The 21,124-nt window shown below is 70.4% G+C and carries 27 protein-coding genes; 9 read left to right on the top strand and 18 right to left on the bottom strand.

From position 1 onward, the window contains the following. Positions 1-44 precede the first annotated feature (44 nt). The 6 genes from ACN27D_RS14820 to ACN27D_RS14795 all read left to right on the top strand — a co-directional run bounded on the left by ACN27D_RS14820 (position 45) and on the right by ACN27D_RS14795 (position 2,868). On the top strand, positions 45-953 hold the full coding sequence (locus ACN27D_RS14820; RefSeq protein ID WP_421499349.1) for a DUF2637 domain-containing protein: 909 nt from the start codon (positions 45-47) through the stop codon (positions 951-953). Beyond that, the gene (locus tag ACN27D_RS14815; RefSeq protein WP_421499348.1) at positions 950-1,192 is read left to right on the top strand and encodes a hypothetical protein; all 243 of its coding nucleotides are present in this window, start codon (positions 950-952) and stop codon (positions 1,190-1,192) included. Before ACN27D_RS14820 ends, ACN27D_RS14815 begins: the two co-directional genes overlap by 4 nt. Before the next feature lie 78 nt (positions 1,193-1,270). Continuing rightward, on the top strand, positions 1,271-1,624 hold the full coding sequence (locus tag ACN27D_RS14810; RefSeq protein WP_421499347.1) for a hypothetical protein: 354 nt from the start codon (positions 1,271-1,273) through the stop codon (positions 1,622-1,624). After that, on the top strand, positions 1,624-1,857 hold the full coding sequence (locus ACN27D_RS14805) for a hypothetical protein (RefSeq protein ID WP_421499346.1): 234 nt from the start codon (positions 1,624-1,626) through the stop codon (positions 1,855-1,857). Before ACN27D_RS14810 ends, ACN27D_RS14805 begins: the two co-directional genes overlap by 1 nt. 1 nt (position 1,858) lies before the next feature. Further along, positions 1,859-2,380: a hypothetical protein gene (locus ACN27D_RS14800; protein WP_421499345.1), complete on the top strand. Its 522-nt coding sequence runs from the start codon at positions 1,859-1,861 to the stop codon at positions 2,378-2,380. Then, complete coding sequence (locus ACN27D_RS14795; RefSeq protein ID WP_421499344.1) at positions 2,380-2,868, top strand: hypothetical protein; 489 nt, start codon at positions 2,380-2,382, stop codon at positions 2,866-2,868. The genes ACN27D_RS14800 and ACN27D_RS14795 overlap by 1 nt, the downstream gene beginning before the upstream one ends. A gap of 60 nt (positions 2,869-2,928) precedes the next feature. Here ACN27D_RS14795 and ACN27D_RS14790 read toward each other — a convergent pair whose 3' ends face one another. Next, positions 2,929-3,129 (bottom strand): helix-turn-helix domain-containing protein, encoded by a 201-nt coding sequence (locus ACN27D_RS14790; RefSeq protein WP_421499343.1) that lies wholly within the window; start codon positions 3,127-3,129, stop codon positions 2,929-2,931. 142 nt (positions 3,130-3,271) lie between these two features. Between ACN27D_RS14790 and ACN27D_RS14785 the strand changes: the two genes are divergently transcribed. Continuing rightward, a complete protein-coding gene (locus ACN27D_RS14785; protein WP_120572301.1) occupies positions 3,272-3,463 on the top strand; it encodes a hypothetical protein in 192 nt (63 codons plus the stop codon). Positions 3,464-3,529: 66 nt separating this feature from the next. After that, a complete protein-coding gene (locus ACN27D_RS14780) occupies positions 3,530-3,811 on the top strand; it encodes a hypothetical protein (RefSeq protein WP_421499342.1) in 282 nt (93 codons plus the stop codon). Positions 3,812-3,957: 146 nt separating this feature from the next. Here the strand turns inward: ACN27D_RS14780 and ACN27D_RS14775 are convergent, their stop codons facing one another. Further along, the gene (locus tag ACN27D_RS14775) at positions 3,958-4,206 is read right to left on the bottom strand and encodes a hypothetical protein (RefSeq protein WP_421499341.1); all 249 of its coding nucleotides are present in this window, start codon (positions 4,204-4,206) and stop codon (positions 3,958-3,960) included. A gap of 29 nt (positions 4,207-4,235) precedes the next feature. On the opposite strand from ACN27D_RS14775, the gene ACN27D_RS14770 reads away from it, so the two are divergent. Next, positions 4,236-4,553 carry a hypothetical protein gene (locus ACN27D_RS14770; RefSeq protein WP_421499340.1) on the top strand — a complete coding sequence of 106 codons (318 nt, stop codon included), beginning with the start codon at positions 4,236-4,238 and terminating at the stop codon, positions 4,551-4,553. On the opposite strand, the gene ACN27D_RS14765 is transcribed toward ACN27D_RS14770, so the two are convergent. The 16 genes from ACN27D_RS14765 to ACN27D_RS14690 form a co-directional block, all read right to left on the bottom strand. Further along, on the bottom strand, positions 4,554-4,793 hold the full coding sequence (locus ACN27D_RS14765) for a hypothetical protein (RefSeq protein WP_421499339.1): 240 nt from the start codon (positions 4,791-4,793) through the stop codon (positions 4,554-4,556). Positions 4,794-5,067: 274 nt separating this feature from the next. Next, a complete protein-coding gene (locus tag ACN27D_RS14760) occupies positions 5,068-6,708 on the bottom strand; it encodes a peptidoglycan-binding protein (protein ID WP_421499338.1) in 1,641 nt (546 codons plus the stop codon). 5 nt (positions 6,709-6,713) lie between these two features. Beyond that, complete coding sequence (locus ACN27D_RS14755) at positions 6,714-7,169, bottom strand: hypothetical protein (RefSeq protein ID WP_421499337.1); 456 nt, start codon at positions 7,167-7,169, stop codon at positions 6,714-6,716. Between the two features lie 18 nt (positions 7,170-7,187). After that, positions 7,188-9,359 (bottom strand): hypothetical protein, encoded by a 2,172-nt coding sequence (locus ACN27D_RS14750; protein ID WP_421499336.1) that lies wholly within the window; start codon positions 9,357-9,359, stop codon positions 7,188-7,190. Between the two features lie 145 nt (positions 9,360-9,504). Further along, the gene (locus ACN27D_RS14745; protein ID WP_421499335.1) at positions 9,505-11,880 is read right to left on the bottom strand and encodes a hypothetical protein; all 2,376 of its coding nucleotides are present in this window, start codon (positions 11,878-11,880) and stop codon (positions 9,505-9,507) included. Between the two features lie 182 nt (positions 11,881-12,062). Beyond that, entirely contained in the window at positions 12,063-12,608 is a 546-nt protein-coding gene (locus ACN27D_RS14740; protein ID WP_421499334.1) for a DUF7426 family protein, read from the bottom strand. 5 nt (positions 12,609-12,613) lie between these two features. Next, on the bottom strand, positions 12,614-13,351 hold the full coding sequence (locus ACN27D_RS14735; protein WP_421499333.1) for a phage tail tube protein: 738 nt from the start codon (positions 13,349-13,351) through the stop codon (positions 12,614-12,616). 15 nt (positions 13,352-13,366) lie between these two features. Further along, positions 13,367-13,813: a minor capsid protein gene (locus tag ACN27D_RS14730; RefSeq protein ID WP_421499332.1), complete on the bottom strand. Its 447-nt coding sequence runs from the start codon at positions 13,811-13,813 to the stop codon at positions 13,367-13,369. 1 nt (position 13,814) lies between these two features. After that, the gene (locus tag ACN27D_RS14725; protein WP_421499331.1) at positions 13,815-14,168 is read right to left on the bottom strand and encodes a hypothetical protein; all 354 of its coding nucleotides are present in this window, start codon (positions 14,166-14,168) and stop codon (positions 13,815-13,817) included. A 3-nt stretch (positions 14,169-14,171) separates the two neighbouring features. Then, positions 14,172-14,519: a hypothetical protein gene (locus ACN27D_RS14720; protein ID WP_421499330.1), complete on the bottom strand. Its 348-nt coding sequence runs from the start codon at positions 14,517-14,519 to the stop codon at positions 14,172-14,174. A 6-nt stretch (positions 14,520-14,525) separates the two neighbouring features. Further along, on the bottom strand, positions 14,526-14,894 hold the full coding sequence (locus ACN27D_RS14715; protein ID WP_421499329.1) for a hypothetical protein: 369 nt from the start codon (positions 14,892-14,894) through the stop codon (positions 14,526-14,528). A 65-nt stretch (positions 14,895-14,959) separates the two neighbouring features. Then, the gene (locus tag ACN27D_RS14710) at positions 14,960-15,403 is read right to left on the bottom strand and encodes a hypothetical protein (protein ID WP_421499328.1); all 444 of its coding nucleotides are present in this window, start codon (positions 15,401-15,403) and stop codon (positions 14,960-14,962) included. A gap of 114 nt (positions 15,404-15,517) precedes the next feature. Next, a complete protein-coding gene (locus ACN27D_RS14705) occupies positions 15,518-16,486 on the bottom strand; it encodes a major capsid protein (RefSeq protein WP_421499327.1) in 969 nt (322 codons plus the stop codon). Between the two features lie 10 nt (positions 16,487-16,496). Beyond that, positions 16,497-17,339, bottom strand: a complete 843-nt coding sequence (locus ACN27D_RS14700; protein WP_421499326.1) for a hypothetical protein — start codon at positions 17,337-17,339, stop codon at positions 16,497-16,499. A 62-nt stretch (positions 17,340-17,401) separates the two neighbouring features. Continuing rightward, the gene (locus ACN27D_RS14695) at positions 17,402-19,543 is read right to left on the bottom strand and encodes a phage minor capsid protein (RefSeq protein ID WP_421499325.1); all 2,142 of its coding nucleotides are present in this window, start codon (positions 19,541-19,543) and stop codon (positions 17,402-17,404) included. A 6-nt stretch (positions 19,544-19,549) separates the two neighbouring features. Continuing rightward, positions 19,550-21,121: a phage capsid protein gene (locus tag ACN27D_RS14690; RefSeq protein WP_421499324.1), complete on the bottom strand. Its 1,572-nt coding sequence runs from the start codon at positions 21,119-21,121 to the stop codon at positions 19,550-19,552. Between the last annotated feature and the right edge of the window lie 3 nt (positions 21,122-21,124).

Below are 21,124 nucleotides of genomic sequence, written 5' to 3'. Positions count from 1 at the left end.
TGTGGCAACTGTGGCGTGCGATGCAAGTGTGGCATACTGCCGTCATGAGTGACCGTCGACCATGGACCCGACACGTCCCCCTCGGCATCGCCCTCCTGCTGATCGCCGCAGTCTGGGTAGCCGGCGCTGTCTGGTCCTTCGACGAACAAACCCGCTACGCCGACGCCAAAGGCTTCGACATCCCCCAGCTGCTCGCCCTCGTCCTCGACGGCATGGCCATCGCCATGGCCGCCGTGTCCTGGGCCGCGAGCCTCGACGCCCGACCCGCCACGTTCGCACGCCTCGCCACCGCCATCGCGATCGCGGCCAGCTCCGCCAGCAACGGCGCCTGGGCCTGGACCCGCTCCGCCGGCGACAAGCAGACCGTCGTCCTCGCCGCAGGCGTGCCCGTCGTCGCGATGATCGCGTTCGAAGTGCTCCTCGCCGAGGTGCGCCGACAGGTGCTCCGCCGACGCGGTCAACCCGGCCCGGTCGCGGTCACACCACCACGTCTCATCCGGGTTGCGCTCGCGCCGTGGTCGACGCTGCGCGACTGGCGACGGCTCGCCCTCGACGTCACCGACCCGCGCAAAACGTTCGCCTCCGCGCAGCCCGACCAGCCGCCCGCCGGAACGGCCGCGCAGGCTGCGCAGCCGCACCGCGCACCCGAACCACTGGCGCTGCGCATCCCCGCGCAGATGGCACTACCGCAAGTCGCGCGGGTAGACGTCGCCCCCGCGCGGCGCGGCCACGTCGTATCGCGCACCCCCGCCGAACCCTCCACGGAGCCCACCGCCGAGCAGCGCGAAGCAGCCCTGCAACGCGCGATCGCGCGGGTCCGCGCAGGCGAGAAGCAGCGCGCGGCAGCCCGCGCGGAAGACGTCCCGGAGTCGACGCTGCGCACCCGACTCCAGCAGCAGACCAACGGCCACTCACACGAGCTGGCCGCCACAACCACCACGAAGGGACAGTGACCGTGCTGCGCAACTACACGCGCTGGCGGCAGGGCGCCACGCCCACCCGCCTGAACGCCGACATTCTCGGCTCACCCGTACCGATCGAGGTCGACACCGCCTCCGCGCAGGTCATCCTCGACGGCCGGGAGCTGACCCCCGACGAGGCGCGAATGATCGGCGTGCGGCTCATCGACGCTGCGGTCCTCGCCGACGGCGACCGCGCCATCCGCCGCCCCGCCGACACCCTCACCCCGTAGCGCCCCGAGGGCGCGGCTCCAGCCTGGACAGTGAGCCGCGCCCCCGGGTCCTCCCCTCGCAAGGAAGGAGCCCTCATCATGCCCCCTACCCACCACGTGTGCGGCTACATCCCCCCGAACTCGCCGACCCGCGCCCTCGCCGGACACGTCGTCACCCTGCCCGCGCACGGCCTGGCGCAGCTCGCCGACCGGATCGGCGAACTCCGCACCGCCGGCGCGAGACCGTTCGTCGTCGCCGTGCCCCGGCCGGTGAACTGGACCCGGATCGCCGTCGCGCTCACCGCCGGGGTGCTCGCCGAGCTGGTCGCCGCCCTCGCCGCGATCCTCACCGGCCACCACACCTCGGCGCTGGTCGCCGCCGGCGGCATGCTGCTGCTCGGCCTGAGCCTGTTCCCGGTGCTCACCCACCTTGAGGCGGAGGACAACGCCTGATGCCCATCTACCGGGTGCACGTCTTCGACGGCGCGTACGAGGTGCTGCACAAGCGCACCCTCACCTACCAGCTCGACCTGGAAGGCCCGGGCGTCGACGGTGCCCTCGACCGGCTCCTCCAGGCCCTCACCCGGCTGGCCAGCACGGCTGAGAACGAGCCGATGGACGCGCCTCGGCTGGAAATCTGCGACCCGAAGACCGGTGCCATCCTGCTCGACTGGAACGGAGCCTGACGTGGCACACACCATGTCCCCTACCGCAGTCGCGATCCTGCTGCTCCTCGCCCTGATCGTCGACTACATGAGCATCGGCCCCAACAGCCTGCGGGACCGGCTCGCGTTCGTCATGGCCGTCCCCGCCCTGAAGGAGGGCTTCGACGGAAGCCCGGCCGACCAGAAGACCGTGGCGGCCGCCGGCGGCGCCATCCAGAGCCTGCTCGACTCCACCGGCGGCGCCTATATCGCCGGCGCCAGCGTCAACGCGATCCTCGGCGTCGCCATCGGCCTGCTGTGGATCTACGCCATCGGCTGCCTCCTGCCAATCAAGAGCAGCAAGAAACTCGGCCGCTTCGCGACGCTGAGCTGGCCGCAGAGCCCGCTGTACCGCATCAACTGGAAGATGTGGACCGTCGCCGCGCTGCTCGGCATGATGTCTGACCTGCCCAACGGTCTCGTCGGTGACCTCACCCGCACGCTGCTGGAGATCGTGACCAGCCTCGTCGCGCCTCTTCCCGCCCTGCTGTTCGGAGCTGCCTGATGCTGACCACGACCATCGCCGCCGCCGCTACCGAGGAACCCGGCCGGGGGTGGGGCGGACCGATCGCCCTGGCCATCGTGGCGGCCATCTACATCGCCGGAGCCACATTGCATTACATGTGGCGTGAGCGCCGGGGTCTCCCCTCCCCCACCGACGAGGATGACACCGGTACTGGTGTCAACGCGCAGGTCAGCGCGGTGTCAGACACCGATGACACCGATCGTGACACCGGCTGGTGGGGGCGGATCGTCGAGCATCGGGGCCGGCGGATCCGCGTCGACGAGCTGCCCCGCGACCACGACGTGGACCTCGACCTGGCCGATCCGGGATCGGCGCCGGAGACGTTGGAGACCGCCGTCGACCGGATGGACCGGCAGGGCGTGCAGTACATGGACATCGTGCGCCGGGTGATGGAGGTGTACGGGGTGTCGGAGGCGACGGCGAAGCGGCGGATCCGGGAGGTGCGGGCTGTCCGGCAGGGCGGCTGAGTGACGGGGAAGCGCCCCTGCTCGGCTCCGGCCGGTGCGGGGGCGCTGTTGTGCGTGGGGCTATTGATCGGCCGGTGCGGGCTGGCGGGCGGCTTCGACCAAGGCGCGGCGGAACACCCAGGCGTTACCGGCGCGGGCGCCAAGGAGTTGGCCACGCTCGGCGCGTTTGTGGACGGCCTGCTTGCTGATGCCGAGGATGTCGGCGGCCTCCTGGAGGGAGATGAGGTCGGGGATGCGCGGATCGCGGGGCTCGGTGCTCATGGGTAGAGGGTACGCAGCACGGTTGACATGCGTCAACTGGCCTCGTGCAGAGAAAGTTACCCCTCCCTGCTAATTCTGGTTGACAAACGTCAACCGATCCCCGTAGACTGAAGTCACAAGGGAGCGAGAGAAGGAGCCAGAGATGAACCTCAAGACCATCGCCCAGAAGAGCGAGAGAATCTTCCAGATGCACCGGGCCGAGGCCGACGCCGACACCCAGGTCGCCCTCGACAAGCTCCGCGCCAACCCGAACATGTCGCAGGCCCAGGCAGTCCGCGAAGCCCACCGGGAGCGCAGCTGGACCGCCAGCGCCGAGTGGCAGGCCACCGCCTGAAAGCCCCGAGGGGCCCGGGAAACCGGGCCCCAGCCAGCCAGCCCAGACCGAGCAACGGAGACGGACATGCGCGAGATCACCGCCGAGGACGCCGCCAAGGAGATCCGCCGGGCCTACGACGTGGCCGCCACCCAGCACGGAGGCCGCGACTGGACCGCCATCGCCCGCCTGGCCGAGCGGGTGGACCTGACCCCCGCCGAGATGGCCGAGGGCATCCGCCACCTGGCCCGCACGGACCGGCGGGTGATCATCGCCCCGGAGAGCAACCAGAAGACGCTGACCGCGACGGCGCGGATGTACGCGGTGCGGTACGGCGGCCAGGACAACCACCTGATTACCTGGGGGTGAGGGGGCAAGGGCTCCACCCCCTCACCCTTCCGGGAGCGCTCCCACGCTCACGCCGAAAACGGCCCCGCCCTCCCCAAGGAGGACGGGGCCGCTCGCATGTTGGTCGGTGCTGGCCGGGACGTCACCGGGGCACCGCGCCGACGATCCTACCGGCCGTCGATGCGACCCGCGCCGGAGGGCCTCAGCCGGCGGCCGTCATTGTCACGCGGGTCCGACAGCGGCGTCACCACCGACTGCAGGTACACGCCAGCCACCGCGACCGCGACGGCCTGGACCAGCAGCAGCCACAGGATGGCCACCTTCGGCAGCAGATCGGCGAGGCCGGCGAACCCGGTCACGGCGGCGAGGCCAGCCAAGGCCATGGTGAGGTAGAGAACAGGACGGGGACGACTCATCAGAGGTACCTCCTCGGTACGGTCTCGGCATGGTGCATGTGCCGTCGTTGCCGCAGCGTGAGCGGCTGATCCTCGCCGAGCTGTCCGGCGTCGCCGGCCGCTACGGCACCGGCGTCGACCGCGACCGGCCCCGCGATGAGGCGATCGCCGCGATCCGCGCGGTGACGACCGACGGGCGGCTGCTCGGTATCCAGGCGGGGGTCGCATTGGCCGATCCGCAGGGGATCAGCGGGGAGACGGCGAGGTTGTTGAAGGCGGCCGGCGCGGACATGGCGGTCGCGGCCGGGCACGCGGTGGAGGTGCGGGAGCGGATGCGACGGCAGGGCGTCCGCTACCCCGACGAGTAGCTACCGGCCCGGCGGGCAGCCGAACCCCGCGCGCTGCTGGTGGATCGCCGCCGCGAGCTTCCTCTCCTGCGGCGTGCGAGGCGGGATCTCCCGGTAGATGTCGTCGAGAGTCGTGAGGACCTCGCACCACTGCTGCTCCGACTGGCGCGCCGACGCGTTGGTGTAGAGGATCGCCGCGCCCCCCGATGCCATCGACGCGACGAGGCAGAGCACCAGCACCCGCCATCCGTTCCACGTCACGACGGCTCACCCGCCCCGGACGACGGCGGACAGGACGAGGATGGCGACGGCGACGGCGAGGGCGACGGCGGAGAGCCAGATGCGTCCCCACTGGCCTCCCGCCGGAGCTGCACTGCCCCGCCGAGGGCCGGACCCGTGACCAGCGCCATGCCGGTCACGATGAGCAGCTCCGACGCCTTGCCCGGAGGCAGGATGAACGCCTGGTGCGCGATGATGCCCAGGCCAAGCAGGACGCAGCACCAGTCCCGAACTGCCTGCCTGATGCGCTCGCCGGTCACCCACGTGCCTGCCCCAGGCGGGCGGCCATCTCTGCGGCAACCTGCTCCATCGTGAGACCGCCAGCCGGGCCCGGCTCGCCGCGCTCACCCTGCGGACCCTGCGGTCCCTCCGGACCGGCCGGACCGCGCGGCCCCGGCTCACCCTGCGGACCCTGCGCACCGCCGCCAGCGAACCGCTTGACGAACAGGGCCTGGATCCGGGTGTACGAGTCGGCGTCGTAGGTCCTGCCGTCGGAGGTCACCCCGATCGACGCCTCGGCCTTCTTCAACGCCGCGGCGGTCGCGTCACCGTAGACGCCATCGATGGTCCCGACCGGGAAGCCGATGTTGTGGAGGGCGTACTGGAGGGCGCGCACGTTCTCGCCCCGGTCACCGTGCTTGCAGAACATTTGGGCGGTCCCTTCGCTGGTGGTGAGGCCGATCTCGGCCAGGTAGCGGCGGATCACGGCGGTCTGGTCCCGGCCCGCCTTGATCGCGTCGCGGAAGTAGCTCTGGTGCGTGTGCCAGCGGTGCGAGTCGTCGCCGCTGCTGCGCTTGCCGAGGCGGTCCCAGCGGCGCACCGTACGCCCGTCCGGGGAGTAGATGACCTCCCGGATGTCCCGGGTGTCCGGCGTGTTCGCCTCGCACTGCGCGACCAGCCAGCGGGAGTAGTGGGGCAGGTCGAAGCGGCCCTTCGGCGTGGTCACCTCGAACTGGCCGACGTCCAACGCGCACGCGTAGCCCGACAGGCCGGCCCGGTCCCGGGACGACTCGACCACCGAGTAGTCGCCGGACACCACCCGGTCCCGGCCACAGTGGTACCCGCCCCGGTGAGCCGGGTCGCCCACGATGCCCACCTCGCCCGGAGCCAGGCCGTGCGGGCCCAACTCGGCCAGCAACAGCGCGCGGACAGCGAGCAGATTCGGTGGAGCAGTCGTCACGGTCGCCTCCTTGATGATCGCCTGCCAGACCGGCAGGTCCGGCTGGCCCGTCAGATCCCAGCCCTCCCGGTGGTACCAACACGCCGTGAGCCCGCCGTCCGCCGCGATCGCCGCGACCATCGCCCGCATCCACGCCGCCCGCCCCGCACCCGGCAACGCCCCCAGCTCCGCCACCAGATACGGCAGCCCCGTCTCGACGGCCACCTGCCGGGGAATCGACAGCAGATCCGCCGGGCTGCGGTAGCCGAGGTCGGAGTACACGTCCCAGCCGACGAAATCGACCGGCACACGCAGCAGCCACCGCCGGTCACCGGGGTGCTTCTCCCACCAGTACCGGGTGTAGACAGGGCCGAGCAGCATCTCGTCGCGGCCCGGTACGTCGGCCAGCGCCGCCACCAGCTCCGCCCACGCGGCGTGGAACTGCGCGACCGTCGGGTCGCCGCCGCGCTGCTGCTCCGGCTCGTGGCTGCGCGTCAGCTTCAGCAGCAGTCCCGGCGGCTTGCGGGCCACCCAGGCCAGCACGTCCGCCAGGGGATTCGTCTTGTACGACAGGTGCACGACCGCGCCGGCCGCGACGAGCGGGCCGAGGACCGGCCCGTCCCACGACGGCAGCGGATCACCAGGGCCGACGAAGATCCGCCCCACGCCCGTGCCTTCGAAGCGGGCCAGCATCTCCGCCACCGGCCGCCCACCCGGACACCAACCGACCAACGTCACCGCCATCACCCCACCGCCACGCACTCGACATAGAGCCGGATCGGGAAATCGGACGCCGCCTTCGCGCTGATGTTCCCTGTGCCAGTCGCCCTGGCCCCCGTACCCACGAACGTCTTGTTGCCGGTAGACACGGCCGTGTACTCCCCTTCGACCGTGCCGTCCCAGCGGGTGCCCGCGCCGCCCGTAGCGACGACACTGACCCGCATGATCTGCAACTGGGCGCCGGCCAGGTCGTCTACCCGGATCCGGCTGAACACGCTGTCACCAGCGACGGTGGACCCCCACGCCACCGTCCACCGGATCTTGTACGTGCGCCCGGACACAACAGGCACAGTGACCGAATCGATCACTGTTTCCCCTGTGAACGCGGCCGAGTCGGACGTGCGGACCGTCGGGTCACCGACCCGCCGGCCGACATTGGCCTCAGCAGGGGTGATGTAGTCACCGGAGTACAGGGGCACCGGGGGTCTCCTGTCGTGTCAGAGTGCGAGCACTGCCGGCCGGAGCACGGTGACCGGAGTGCCGGCCAGCCACGACCGGGCGACCCCGTTGACGGCCCGCGCGGACAGGGTCACGGTCTGGGTGAGTCCGGTGCCGGTGATCGCCGTGGCGATGACGTGCTCGCCGCCGATCAGCATGTCCAGCGGGAACGCTGCCGGCCTGGTGGTCCAACGGCCGTTCGCCGCCGTGCTGGTGATCTGCACCGACAGAGCGGCGGCGGTGACGTCGGAGGTAAGGGTGGTGCCGTCGGCGGCGACACGCTGGGGGCCGTCGACCGTGGCCACGTCCCACGGCCTGGCGGGCACCGTGTTCAACGTGACCTTCCACGACCGCCGCCCGTCGTAAATTTCCGTCGCCCCGACGATCAGCTGATCCACGACCCCGGGTACGTGCTGCGCCGGGGGATTGATCACCTGAACGCGGGAGCCGGGCTTGCAGGCGCACCATGCGGCGGCCAGGCCGCGGCTGTTGCTCGGCGTGAAGCTGATGTTCGGGTAGCGGGGCTCCTGGACGGTGGCCAGACGGAGCCGGAACCTGGCCTGGTCTTGCAGGGTCAGGTCGGTGGCCAGGTTGAGGTTGTTGCTGGTGCCTTCCAGCTCGCCCTGCTTGTCGATGGAGTCCTTGTCCTCGGCGGTGGCGGTGGAGCCCTCCCGGCGCTCCACAGTCCACCGGTTCCGCAGCATCTGATCGTCGTCGACCGGTTCGAACGACGCCCCGAGCTGGCGGACCGCAGCGTCGATGGTGAGGGCGACCGGAGCGTTGTAGCGGGCGGCCCGGGGCAGGTAGCCGAGCCCGAACCCGGTCTCGTACAGCAGGCCCAGGTCGGCGTCTTCGCACTCCTGGTAGAGGGCGGTGGGCACGTCGGGTGCCTGCCAACCCATGCGGGTCACCATATTGGCCGGCACGGGCGGAGCGGTGAGCCGCACCCCGTCCTCGGCGGTGAGCCGGGCCAGCCGGTTCACTGCGGCTTCCTGCCGATACGACTTGGCCGGTTCGCTGACGTACTCGGCGACGTAGCTGTCTTGGGCGCTGGAGGTCCGGTAAGGGACGTTGGTGGTGGCCCAGACGGCGATGTGTCCGGCGGGCATCGGCGCCGTGGAGGTGGTGCCTGTGGCGTTGACGGTGATGGAGGTGACCCCGGCGATGGTGCCGGCGATGGTGCCGGTAGCGAGGTCGAAACCGGTTTGTCGCGCCGTCACCTGGACGTTCCCGCCGACCTGCTGGGCGGACACGGCGATGCTGGTGAAAGTGATGATGACACCGCTGTAGTCGACGACCATTGTGCTCGCTCCGGCCGCGTCGAATGCGAACACCTGGATCCGGCTGGTTTTCGTGACCACCAGCTGCCATCTACCGCTGGTGCCCCCTGGAGTCGTCCACTCCATTACGACAATCTTGTCGGACGCGTTAGACGGCTCGATCTTGGCCATGGCGTGGACGGTCCACTGGCTGCCGGTCGCCGCAGCGATGCCGGGGAACGTCGCCGACAGCGTGCCTCCGCCAGACAGGTCCGGAACTGCGGACGTGCCATAGCGGACGGTGCTAGTGCTGAGCTTGTAGTCATCGACCGGCTTGAACTCGACCACGCCGGATACTGCCAGCGGGCCCGCACCAGCGACTTCCGAACCGGCCTGCCCGGCCACAACACCGTCCTCGCCCGGGTAGTAGACAACCGGCGAGGTGGCGGCGATGGTGCGACGCAGCGCTGACCGGCGAGGTGGCTTCCCCCGGGCGAGGCGACCGAGTACACCCACCGCTTCGATCTTGGCGAGCGCCATTTTCCCGGAACCACCCGGCCACGTCAGCGGCCATTTCCGGATGTAGCCGGAGAATCGGTTACGCCACCCCGAGCCATCACCTAAGTCGATGTCATATTGGATGGGTGTCCATTTTCGGACGTTCGGCCAGTACGGAGATCGGGCGTCGAAAGCTGTGAACCGGGGGTCAGGATTCTTCAGCGTGAAGAACATTTTCGATGTCTCTGCCTGCTGCGCCCCAGGTGAACGCCCCCACTCGATCCGGATTTCGTCGGATGCGTGCCACCAGGCGGTGACATCCGTCCATGCCCACGTGTTCGGGTCGGCAGCAATGGAGGCCCCGAACGCGATCCGAATCCGCACCACCAGGGGGTCGCCGTCCGTATACGCCACCGCTACCCCCTTTTCTTCCTCTGGTTGCCGTTACGACACTGGGCCGGTGAAACAACCGCAGCCGCGGCCTCCGCAGTGGCCGCACCAGACCTACGAAACATGGCCTGCTCGGCCCGTCCCGGCGGAGTCGTCGCGCCGGGAACGGTCATTCCTCGCCAAGATGCTTCTGCACATTCCCGCCGGCCTGCGCGATGTCCTCGCGCAGCACCAGCACCAGGTCCCGGCCCTCCGCCCGCAGCTTCCCGCTCACCTCGATCCGGACCATCCCGCCGAGCACACTGCTCAGCTTCGACAGCGGAATCACGGCCTCGTCCTCGCCACCCTCGCCGACGCCGACGATCCGCCCGCCCGGCGTGGCCCGGACGACACCGCCGTCCTTCAGCATCGGAATGTCTGGGGTGTGGAAGGTGTGCGAGGGCACCGGAATGCCATGGAATGAGCCGCCACCAATGGTGAAGCTGAGCCCGTTCCACCGGCCGATCATCCAGTTGAGCGCGGAACGGAAACTGCTCTTCACGCCGTCCCACATGCCCCGCGCCGCCCGGCCGATCCGGCCCGGCAGCCGGCCCACCCCTCGCACGAGCTTGTCCCACCGGTCGTCGATCCAGTCGACCAGGTCACCGGCCCGCTTCTTCATCGACATGGCCCAGTCGCGTAGCTTCGTGTCAGTCCGGTCGAACCACAGGATCAGCGCGATCAGCCAACCGGTGATCTTCCCGAGCATCCTCGCGGCGGTCTCCAGCTTGTGGAACCAATCCCGGATCTGCTCCTTGTTCTTCGGATCCTCAAACCACGCCCGCACGTCCTTGAGCGTCTGCTTGAAACCGGTCCACGCGTCGCCGCCGTCGGCGTTCTCCGGGTCGGTGAAAATCGCGGAGACGATCTCACCGATGATCCCGCCGACGTCCTTGCCGATGTCGACCACGTCGTGGAAGAAGTCACCGGCACGTTCGAAGAAGTCTTCGAGGGCGCCGGACTCGTCGGCCTTCTTGATCCACGCTGCGAAGTCCTCGACCAGGCCGGCTACCTCGTCACCGACCACGTCGAGGAACGGGGCCGCGGCGGCCGACAGGCGCCCCCAGGCGTCCACGCCAGGCCCGGCAAGACTCTTGCCGATCTTGCCGACCAGGCGGTCCACCGCGTCCAACCCGGTCGAGATGTTCTTGATGAACTCCGGTTCCTGGGCGCTCTTCGAGAACGTCTTGAACAGGCTGTTCGCGGTGTCGGCGGACTGGCCCAGCTTGTCTTTCAGGGTGGGCAGCCACGCCCGCGCCAGGTCCCGCACCTCCCCGCCCACACCGGCGAACAGGCGCTGCTGCACGTCCAGGCGCAGGTCCTCCCACGCCGGCTTCAGCGCCTTGAGGGTGTCGACCAGTTCCTTCGCGGCCGGCGCCAGCCTGGTGAGCTCCTGACCGGCGCCCCCACCGCCGCCGGCGGGCTTGCGGGCCTCGGCCAGCGCATGCTCAGCGGCCTCCACGGCCTCGACCGCGCGGCGTTCCCGCTCCCGGGCCGCCCGCACCTGATCGGAGCCCTCCACGCCCACCTGGGCGGCGCGGCGCTGCTCCACGGTCAGGTCGTCGACGGAGTCTTTCGCGGACTCGGTGGCCAGCTTCGCCCGCTCGTAGGCCAGCTCGGCGCGGCGGATCTCGCCCGGCTGCTGCCGCTGCGCGTCCAGGAGCTCCTGGGTGGCGCGCCGCACCTCATCCAGGTCACCGGACGCCTTAGCCCGGTTGACCTTGTCCTGGGCGATCTGGACGGCGTTCTTGGCGTCAGCGAGACGCCGCTCGGCGTCCTCCTCGTCGAGCGCGGCCTCTTCCGCGCTGAGGCGGGCCTCACGCAGCTCCCGGTTCAGGTCCGACAGGCGCTCGACCTCGGCGGCGCGGGCCCGCGTCAACGCCTCCTGACTGGCCCGCACCTCCCGCTGCGCGTTAGCGAGGGCCCGAACCGCCTGGTGGACCTGCCACGTCCGGTCGACCGCCGCCCCACCAGCAGACGCCGTCTCCTTGAAATGATCAGCCAGACCCGCGAAGCCGATGGCGAGAGCACCGATCCCGACGCCGGCGCCGCCGGCCAGCGCGGGCAGGGAACCGAGCACCCCGCCGAGGAGGCTGATCGCGGGGATCGCGACCGCGGCGCCGGCCGCGAGGGCGCCGAGGACCGTGACGAACGTCCACAGGCTCCCCACGCCTGAGGTGACGATGCCGAACAGGTCTGAGGCGCGCTGGCCGGTGGACCGCAGCCAGCTGCCGGCCTCCCCGACGTTGCTGGCCAGGGACCGTACCGCGGACTGCACGGCCCCCAGCCAGCCGGTGTGGCCCTTGACGCCGCGGCCCAGGCCTTCACCGACACCCCGGCCGATCTGCTCACCCTCGCGCACGAACCGGCCACGGCTGTCACGCAGCTTGCCGTTGATGTCCCGGGTGAAGCCGTCAACCTCGGCCTTCCCGGCCGCCAGGCCCTGCTTCAGGCCACTGTTGTCGGTCTTGAGGTAGGCGACCAGCTCGCCGAGCTTGAGCGACACGGGCCACCTCCACAATCAGTCGGGCGGATCGGGCTTGAGTGCCCTGGACAGCCGCGTGTCGGCTGACAGCAGGCCGAGGATGCGGACCTCCAGCCACCGCCACGACCGGGACCGCATCAGGTCGGGGTCTCCGGCGTCGACGCCGGCGTCCTGGAGGTCACACTCGACGAGGACCCAGTGGGTCAGGATCTGCGCCCACGTGACCCGCCCCGCCTGCCGTTCCTGCCGGATCTCGGGCGGGAACTCGTACCACTCGTAGAGGCCGGTGTGGGGGTCCCGCTGGCCGCGGCCGTAGCGGTCTTCCGGGTGCTCTTCGCCCGGCGGGAGGCCCGGTTGTCCGGGCCCCTGGCTTCCGGGTGGCCTCCGCCGGTGGTCCAGTACCGGTGGGCGGCCTGCTCGCCGCCCATGATCCAGAAGAACACCGTCATCGCGCAGAACTCGATGTACGGATCCTCGACGCCGTCGGCGACCATGCGGGCGTGCACGTCGCCGAGGAGGTGCTCCGGCATGGTCTTCGGGCCCGGCAGCGGGGGCAGCTTCGCGATCTGCTCGGCGGCGGCCTGCATCTGCTCTTCGGTGGAGTCGCTGTCGAGGTCGCTGACCACCGTCATGGTGCGGCACCACAACCCCAGCTCCGCCGACGGCAGCGGCACACGGTAGTCCCGGCCCTTGACGGTCAGGGTCAGGCCGGGATCGAAGTACTGGGTGACATCGTCGAACTTCGCCATGCGGATCAGGCGTAGACGTAGTTGTCGGCGGCGGTGTTGGCGCTGGTGCCGCCCGGGGTGGTGACCAGCACGTCAACCGTGGACGCGGCCTTGGCGGGGGCCACGGCCACGATGAGGGTGTCCGACACGACCCGGAAGCTGGTGGCCGCGGTGCCGCCGAACGTGACGGCCGTCGCGCCCGTGAACCTGCGGCCCCGGATCTCGACGAGGGTGCCGCCGGCCACGCCGCCACCGGTCGGCGCGAGACCCGCCACCACCGGCAGCGGCGACGCGTTCGGGTTGGTGATCGCCACCCGGGCGCCCTGCCCGTTCAGCTTCACGCTGATCGTGTCGCGGGCGCCGCCGTTGCCGCCGTCCGGCACCCAGTCGACGAGGCAGCGGCCTTCCCACGCCTCACCCACACCGGACCGGTCGAACCATCGGACGTGCGCCTCACCCGTCAGGGCGTCGGACGCCTCGCTCTTGACCCGCAGGTGCTCCTGGACGGCGTTGAACGTCACCCCATCCAGACCCGTCCTGTGGATGAGCTTCATGTCGATCGTCCAGGACGACCCGGTGATCGCCTGCCGCTCCGCGCCGGCGTCGTCATACGCCTCGTCGGCCTGCTTACGCTGCGTGCGGCCCGGCTTGAAATCCTCGACGCCGATCAGCGGCTGCCAATTCGCGACGCCGGACGGGTTGAGGTCGACCTCGACGGCGAACCGGCGCGCGAGGGCGGTGACGTAGTCGACGGGCTGGGTCATCAGGTGCCTCCCGGCTCAGATGGTGCGGTTAGGTGTCTGGCGCATCGCGTCGACGTAGTAGTTGTGGCTCGATTCCCAGCGGCCGTTGCCGTCGGCGCCGAGCGCCGCGTAGGACTGCCGGTACACGTGCACGACCGGGATCCCCGACCAGACGAGTCCGGTCGCGGAGTCCAGCAGGTCAAACAGGGCGTCGCCGAGGTCCTCGACGACGCGCGGGTCGGTGGTGCCGCGTAGGCGCAGCTGCACGCCCTGCGTCACATCGGCGACGCCGGGGGTGGTCGTGACCGGGTAAGGGGCGAGGGTGATGATCCGGTCAGGGCTGCTGGGGATGCCACGCACGACGATGCCGGTTTCGGTGGGCTGATAGCCGCCGGTCGGCCGCCACACGGCGACGCCGGCGGCGTGGATGTGCTGGGCGAGGCCGGTCAGGAGCCGGGACGTCCAGCCGTCACCTGTGGCCATGTCAGCCTCCCAGCGCCTGCTGGATGGGCGCGGCGGCCAACTCCAGCATGGTGTCGCGCTCGTTGTTCATGGGGTCTTCCAGGTATTTCGCTTTGCGGCCTGCGGCGTGCCGCCAGTCCATCTCTTCGTGCTGCGGGACCGCGTACTGGGTGTCGTAGGAGACGGCGGCGACGCGGTCGCTTTCGTCGACCGTGGCGGTCCCGGAACGCTCCAGCGTTCCTTCCTCGAGGGGCACTTCGGTGCGGGACACCTGGAGGAGGTGCTCGGCGGCCAGGAGCAGCCCGGCGGGTTCCGCGCCCTCGATGAGGGTCTCGAGTTCCGGGCCGTTCCAGTCGACGTCCACGTCATCGGCCACGGGTCACTCCAGGGACAGCTCGACGTGCTCGGGCAGGTCAAGACCGTGATCTTCGAGCACGGAGGTGGCTAGGACTTTGGTGACGCGTCCCGACCACGGCAGGGTGACCCGGGAGCCCGGCGGGGCCACCGTGCCGGGCGGCGCGAAAACGGTGGTCGACGAGACAACCTCGCCGCCCTGGGCGCCCTGGGTTTGCGCGACGACCCGGCGGTTGGTGTCGTCGACGACGCACGGGGCCACGTCGACGGGGGCCGCGTACGTGTCGCCGTACGCGCCGGAGCCCTCGTACGCCTCCACCCTGACCGTGCGTGGCTCGGGAATGCACTCCGTGATGAACTCGGCCCAGTTCACGGCTGCTCACCGGCTCTGCGGCTGATGGCCGGTCAGCCCGGCGGCTTGGAGGATCGTCCACGCCTGCTCCCACAGGGTGCCGATCTTCACCGGCGGGTCGTCGCTGCTGCCGGCCTGCACGCTCAGCCGGCCGATGGAGAAGCCGCCGCGGCGGGTGCCGCCGAGGCCGGTGCTGTTGCCATGGGTGAGGTTCGCGGCGATCTGCTCCAGCGTCGCTTCGCGCAGCGCGGTGACCACGACCGGGTCCTGCGCGTCGTAGACGGCGCACAGGAGTGCCCGGTCCACGTCGCGGGAAGCCCGGTCGAGGAGCTGCTGAGCGTTGCTGGGGGTGCGGCCCAGCTTGTCGTTGAGCTGGGTGATGGTCGCGTACGCCACGTGCCCTCCCTCGGGCGGAGATCTGTGCGAGGGGCGGCCAGGTCAGTCCCCGGCCGCCCCCTGCATCACTCGGGCTTCGACTCACCCTTCGGGCTGACCCGCTCAGACTTGCCGGTCTCCATGTTGCGGCGGAGCTTGACGCCCTGGTGCTCGTACTCCTCGTACCGGTCCTTCTTGACGTCCCGGTCCGGGTCCGCCTGCCCGGTCACGGGCGTGTCACCGGTCTTGACGTACGCGGCCACCGGCCCCTGACCGGCCTTCGCCGCCTCCGCCGCCTTGGCCGCGTCGACCGGAACGGTGGACACCCGCTCCCGGGGGTCCGTGGTGTCGGCCGGAGCGTCTCCCGGCGCGACCGCCGACGGGTCGCCCGGCTGCTGGCCCTCGACGATGGTGACGTTGGGCCGCTCCCCCGGGGTGTGGCCCTCGGCGGCGACCTTGTCCGCCACTTCCTGCGCGGTCGGCTTGTCCGAGCCCTGCTCGGACTTGTTGGTGGTCTTGGCAGCCGGCATGGCCGCCCTCCCTTCAGTCGAAGTCGGTGAGGTACGCCTCGTCGACGACGTACGCAGTTGCCTCGTCGTGGCTGCGGATCCCGAAGACCTTGCGGACCCGCGAAATGTCCTCGATCACAGGTTCTTGATGCCGGTCATACGAGCGGCGGCCTTACCGGCGAACACCGCGACGCCGCAGAAGAACTCGATACGGGTCCGGTAGGCCGGCTTGACCTGCTGCTCGCCGAGGTCGCGGACGTCGACGCCGCCGTTGGTGAGGCCGGTGACGCCCTTGTCGCCCTCGTCCTGCCCGAACTTGACCGCGTAGATGGAGCTGGTGGTGGCGCCAGCGGTGCCCTGCGTCTCGGTCTGCGGCAGGATGTTGACGCCGGCGGCGGTGTCGCCCGGGTCGAGGACCGGGATGCCGTTGTAGGTGAGGACCCGCTTGCTGGTGAGGTCTTCCTTGACGATGTCGACGCCACCGATGCGCCGGCCCGCGCTGCGGATCTTCGCGCTGATGAAGCTGTTGGCGTAGATCGCGCCGTTCTCCGCGTTGATGCCCGGCACCCGCGACAGCAGGTTGTCCAGGGCGTCGAAGAAGACGTGAGCGTCCGAGCCGCCGTTGCCGATGACGGGGATGCCGTTGGCGTCGGGGGCGAACACCTGCGCGCCGACGAGCCGCTTACGCAGGCCGTCGAAGCCCTTCGAGGCGTCACCGCCGCCGGCGACGTCGCCGTTGAAGAAGGCGTCCTGGAACCGGTACGAGGCCGCCTTGACCTTCATCGCGGTCTGGACGGCCCGCTGGTCGTTGAGGTTGCCACGGGTCTTCGCGATGTAGGTGTCGACGTCGGCGTCGCCACCGAGGATGACCAGAGACTCCGTGGCCTGGTTGATCACGCCGGTCGACTCGGTGTACTGGTCGTTGACGGCCCGGAACTCGACCCCGGGCAGGGAGCCTTCCGAGTTGTAGGCGTACGCGTTGCCCTCGATGTCCATGAACGGGATGCGGTCGAGGATCGGCGAGGCCTGGACGAACGTCTCGATGACGCCACGCTGAAGATCGTTCTGCGACAGGAGCGCGGCCTGCGCGAGGGTCACCGCCATGGGTGGACTCCTAGGGTGAGGTTTGGCTGTAGGCGTGCCGGAGCCGGTCGATGCCTGTTCCGACGTGTTGCGTTGCGCCGCCCGCCGGTGCGCCGCTGAAGTCGCCTCCGGAGCGCGCCGGCCCGGTGGGCTGCGGCGCCGGCGGCGGCTGCGGCGGTGGTGCGGTCGGCTGGCCCTGCGCCGGCTGCCCGCCCTGGCCGGGTGCCGGCTGGGTGGGGGCGGCCATCCACGGGTTCGCGGCCAGGACACCCTGGATGGTCCAGGGCAGCCGCTGCGCGTAGTCCGCAGCGTTCGGGTCCAGCTGTGCCGCGGCCTGTTGCCAGGCCATCGACCCGACCAGGGCCTGCGGGTTGACACCCAGCTGCGGGGCGAGCGCCCACGCCTGCTGGGACACGGCCGCGACCTTCAGCTGTGTGGTGTGCTGCTGGTCGCGGGCGCGTAGCCGCTCGATTTCCTCCCGCGCGCCCTTGGGCAGGCGGGTGAAGTCGTAGCCGCCCTGACCGTCGTCACCGTCGGCTGGGGCCGGCGGTGGCGGGTAGGTGGCCGGGAGCTGCGGATACCCCTGGCCCTGCGGGTACGGCTGCGGCGCGTACGGCTGGGGTGCGGGCTGACCGGGCTGGGTGGGCGGCTGACCGGGCGCCTGAGGCTGCTGGAGCCACGCCGGGACGGCGGGCTGAGGCTGCTGCGGGGGCGCGGGCGGCGGCGCGTAGCCGGGCCATGCCTGCGCTGGCTGGGTGGGCTGTGCCGGCGGAGCGGGCGGCTGGCTGGGCGGCTGCTGGACGGGCTGCCCCTGCTGGGGGGCAGCCGGCGCGGCGGGCGGCGCAGTCTGCGGCTGCTGGGCGGGCTGGGTCACAGTGAGCCTCCAAGGCTCTCGGGTTGGGGTGGTGCTGCCGTCGCAGGATTGCGGCGGACGTCTTATCGGGCGGTGCCGATGCGCTCGCGGGCCGGCTGCCGGATGAGGCCGGTCGCGGCGACGTGATCGCGGATCCTGGCCTGGTAGGCGCGGACCTTCACGCCGGCTGTCTTGGCGGCGGCCGGGTCGATGACGGCTTCCTGGCGCAGCTTCCACGCACGAACCTGCCGTTCCAGGTAGCGCAGATGCTGCCGGGCCCGGTCACCCTCCGGGTCTTCAGTGTTGGTGGGCGCACGGGTGATCCCGGGCAGGTAGGCGCTGAGGCTGTGCCGACAGTTGTGCACTACAATTCCGCCAGCGACGTACCAGCCGTCGCGCGTCTGGAGGTTGTAGACATGCCCCGCCCACTCTCGCCGCTGTTCAACCTCGACGACGCGATCCGCCGCTACCAGTCCGGAGAGAGCCCCAACGAGATCGCGGCCACCATGGGAGTCAACCGCGCCACCCTCGACCGGAAGCTGCGCGCGGCTGGCGTCCCCACCCGGCGCACCGGCGACTGGATCGAGACCGCCATCCGGCTCCACCTGGACGGGGTGCCGCAGTCCGAGATCGCCGCCCAGGTTGGCCGTAAGCAGCCGACCGTCAGTGCCGCCCTCATTCGTCGTGGTTACCGCACCGACCGGGGCGAGGCTGAGCGCCGCAAGTGGGCTCATATGAGCCCCGAGCAGCGCACTGCCCAGCTCGCTGCCGCCCATGAGGCCGTGCGCGGGGTGGAGCGCACCGAGGAAGATCTCGTCAAGCGTGCCGCCGGCAAGCAGCGAACGCGCGCGCACGCCACCTCTGATGAGTTGGCGGTGGCTGCACTCCTGCCCAGGGCCGTCCCTCAGCAGGCCATCGGTAAGTACAACATCGACATCGGAGCCGAGCCCGTCGCCGTGGAACTGTTCGGAGGTAACTGGCACGCGGACGGCCGGCACCGGGCTCGCCTTCCGCAGCGCGTCGAATACATCGCCGATGCGGGCTGGAACCTGCTCATCGTCTGGTGCACCCAGGGCCGAACGCTCGACGTCGCCGCAGTAGCGCAGGACGCTCTGGCCTACCTGGAGTTGTCCCGCCGGAACCCATCCTTCCGGCGTCAGTACCGGGTGGTTTGGGGTGACGGGCAGCTCATCGCCGCTGGCTGTGTGGATGACGACGAGCGGACCCTCATACCGTCGAGCGTCCGCCGCTACGACACCGCTGGGCGCTGAGACCAGCACCTCAGCCGGGAAACAGTTGGGGTGCATCAGCCCGGCGGTGATCGCCTCGGCGACCGACCCAGCCACCTCGACAGTGACCGTCTGACCGGCCCGGGTGGTGTGCGGCACCTTCAGCGTGCGAGCACCGACACCAACGCGGGCGAGGACCTTGCCCTCCCACGGGCGGCACTTGATGCACTCCTGCGGGGAGTCGGACACGATGACGAGGTCTAGGCCAGCGGCGGCGAGCCGGTCGAGGTGGCCTTGCACGGCCGCTTGGGCGACGGTGGTGCGTACGGCCATCTCCACGTACGAGGCCAGCTCCCAGTTGCGGCCGGACTTGTCGACGAAGCCGGTCACACCGCGGGATAAGAGCCGCTCCCACGCCACCTGGGCCGCCCGGCGGCGGGTTGCGGTGCCGAGCAGCACGTCCTGCGAGGCTCGGGCGACAACTTCCCGGTAGGCGTCGAGGTCCCATCGCAGGATTCGCAGATGGGTGCCCTGTAGCTTGCTGACGAGGCTGAAAGCCAGGCTCTGTGATGCCTCGACGCCAGGGAGCGCGACACTGACCTGAGCCAGGGCGGCAGCGGTCAGGGCCGTCTGCGCTGTGATCGTTTCTTGAAGTGCTGGCGAAACGCTGGTCACTCGGGCTAGGCGTATCCACTCCGGGTGGGTGGACTGGAGCCGGGCCAGTTCTTGCATGGCGGCGTTACCGCCGCGGATGTAGGCCAAGACGATCGCTTGGGCGACCTCGTCGGCCATCGCGCCGTTGAGGCGTCGGAGCAGCTGCTCTGCCCACCGTCGCAGCGTTCCGAGTGCGGTCAGCTTCCGGTCTGCCCAGTCGGGCGAGTCGATGCCCTCACTGAGACGGCGCGCGATGTCGATGGCCAGCTGGGTTTCAGCGGCGGCGTACAGCTCGACAAGGACGCGGGCCAGGTCTTCGGCGATGGTGCGGCTGACCGGCATGCGTCATCACTCCTCCGGCGGCGGCTGTGCCGGGTCGCCCTGTCCGCCCGGGTTGCCGCCGGTGAAGGTGTCTGGATCCTCGACCTGCCCGCCACGTTCGGCGCGGATCCGGTCGACCTCGACGGCGATCTGCGTGTCGTCCCAGTCCGGGTGCTGGGTCTTGACCTTCAGCCAGGTCGAGATGGCCCCAGCTCCGTCGAGCAGGGCCAGAGTGCGTGCCTGCTTCTCAGGGTCCACGGAGACCGTGTCACCGAAGTCGACCTGCGGCACCTCCGGCGTGACCGAGGTACCGAAAACAGTGGCGTCGATCATGAGGAGGGTTTCGAAGATCTCGCCGAGCGCCGGACGCCAGTGGATGATCTTCGCGTCGCGGCCCACCCACGACTCGCTACGCCGCGCCCCCACCTCCGTGGCCGTGATGGCCTGCCCGCCGTCCTTCATGCCGAACGACTCCGCCGAGTAGCCGGCCGTCTCGACGATGTTGCGGGTGAGCTGGTCGGCGATGCGCAGGTGCTGCTCCACCCGGATGTCCGGCTGCACCATCTCCATGTTCAGGCCGCGGTCGTCGTCGCCGAGCGTCTTGAAGCCGACCAGGATCTCCTTGGCCGCATCGAACGCGGCGCCCTTGCCGACACCGAGGTTGACGAGGTATTCCTCCGGCACGTACAGGCGGGCGACGCCCAGGCGCAGGTCCCGCATCAGGCTCGACCAGGCCTCGTCGAGGCCGTCGAGCATCGGCTCGACACCGTCGTAGTCGGAGCGGCCCAAGTCGACCGCTGCCGGGATGTTCGCCCAGATGCGGGTCGGGGTGACGTTGGGGACGTACACGGCTGTGAGGCGGCCCTGGACGGTCGGTACGGCTACGGCGCGGCCCCTCCATTGGACGCCTTCGAGGGTTTTCAGCCAGGAGGTGTCCGGCCAGCCGCCGACGTCGACCAGGTCGCCCAGCTGGTCGAGGGTGCCCTTGTAGACGCCGTGCCAGATCACGCCCTGCTCGTGACGTTCCAGGTAGCGCACGACCGTGTTGTTGCTGCGCTCCAGCTCTTTCCAGATCGTCAGCGCGGTGAGGACACCCCACCGGAACTCGGGAACGGCTTGGCCGGCGTCGACGCGGGCGATCCACGGGCGGGGCCGCAGGTTGCGGTCCCAGACGATCCGCAGGTAGGTGCCGCTCTTCGCCGAAGCGGTCTCGGCCGCGCCGAGGAGTGTGGCGTGGGCGCCGTCGTCGACCAGCTCGTCGAGGCGCTTCCGCGTGTCGACGTTCGTGGCGGTCAGGGTCGGGGGCTCGGAGAACAGCAGCCGGGCGCTGGTCTGGGCGATGTCGGCGGCGAGGGGGATGTGCAGCTTCGCCCGCCGCTCGCCTTCCGGGGTGGGTTCGCCCCACCACCAGCGGGCGGCCCGGCCCACCATGCCGCCGCGGTACTGGGCGGGCCGGTCGCGGGGCTTCGACCGGTCGTAGGTGTGGGCGAGCTGGTCGGGCTGTCCGGCGTACCAGGCCGTCCACTCGTCGATCTTCGCGAAGACGGGGGCCAGGTCCCGGGGCGGCCATGCCTGCCGGGTGTCGGAGGGCAGCGGCATGGC

Source organism: Micromonospora sp. WMMD1274 (assembly GCF_049179035.1).
In the GTDB taxonomy this organism is placed as follows: domain Bacteria; phylum Actinomycetota; class Actinomycetes; order Mycobacteriales; family Micromonosporaceae; genus Micromonospora; species Micromonospora tulbaghiae.
The sequence above is the reverse complement of the archived record's forward strand: the minus strand, read 5'-3'. Positions and strand labels throughout refer to the sequence as shown.

What these genes read in the sequence shown, in the direction of transcription:
- ACN27D_RS14735 (WP_421499333.1), bottom strand. Translation starts at nt 13,351, where the DNA reads ATGACCCAGCCCGTCGACTACGTCACCGCCCTCGCGCGCCGGTTCGCC.
- ACN27D_RS14790 (WP_421499343.1), bottom strand. Translation starts at nt 3,129, where the DNA reads ATGAGCACCGAGCCCCGCGATCCGCGCATCCCCGACCTCATCTCCCTC.
- ACN27D_RS14795 (WP_421499344.1), top strand. Translation starts at nt 2,380, where the DNA reads ATGCTGACCACGACCATCGCCGCCGCCGCTACCGAGGAACCCGGCCGG.
- ACN27D_RS14730 (WP_421499332.1), bottom strand. Translation starts at nt 13,813, where the DNA reads ATGGCCACAGGTGACGGCTGGACGTCCCGGCTCCTGACCGGCCTCGCC.
- ACN27D_RS14785 (WP_120572301.1), top strand. Translation starts at nt 3,272, where the DNA reads ATGAACCTCAAGACCATCGCCCAGAAGAGCGAGAGAATCTTCCAGATG.
- ACN27D_RS14705 (WP_421499327.1), bottom strand. Translation starts at nt 16,486, where the DNA reads ATGGCGGTGACCCTCGCGCAGGCCGCGCTCCTGTCGCAGAACGATCTT.
- ACN27D_RS14780 (WP_421499342.1), top strand. Translation starts at nt 3,530, where the DNA reads ATGCGCGAGATCACCGCCGAGGACGCCGCCAAGGAGATCCGCCGGGCC.
- ACN27D_RS14695 (WP_421499325.1), bottom strand. Translation starts at nt 19,543, where the DNA reads ATGCCGGTCAGCCGCACCATCGCCGAAGACCTGGCCCGCGTCCTTGTC.
- ACN27D_RS14770 (WP_421499340.1), top strand. Translation starts at nt 4,236, where the DNA reads ATGGTGCATGTGCCGTCGTTGCCGCAGCGTGAGCGGCTGATCCTCGCC.
- ACN27D_RS14775 (WP_421499341.1), bottom strand. Translation starts at nt 4,206, where the DNA reads ATGAGTCGTCCCCGTCCTGTTCTCTACCTCACCATGGCCTTGGCTGGC.
- ACN27D_RS14690 (WP_421499324.1), bottom strand. Translation starts at nt 21,121, where the DNA reads ATGCCGCTGCCCTCCGACACCCGGCAGGCATGGCCGCCCCGGGACCTG.
- ACN27D_RS14740 (WP_421499334.1), bottom strand. Translation starts at nt 12,608, where the DNA reads ATGGCGAAGTTCGACGATGTCACCCAGTACTTCGATCCCGGCCTGACC.
- ACN27D_RS14810 (WP_421499347.1), top strand. Translation starts at nt 1,271, where the DNA reads ATGCCCCCTACCCACCACGTGTGCGGCTACATCCCCCCGAACTCGCCG.
- ACN27D_RS14805 (WP_421499346.1), top strand. Translation starts at nt 1,624, where the DNA reads ATGCCCATCTACCGGGTGCACGTCTTCGACGGCGCGTACGAGGTGCTG.
- ACN27D_RS14710 (WP_421499328.1), bottom strand. Translation starts at nt 15,403, where the DNA reads ATGCCGGCTGCCAAGACCACCAACAAGTCCGAGCAGGGCTCGGACAAG.
- ACN27D_RS14820 (WP_421499349.1), top strand. Translation starts at nt 45, where the DNA reads ATGAGTGACCGTCGACCATGGACCCGACACGTCCCCCTCGGCATCGCC.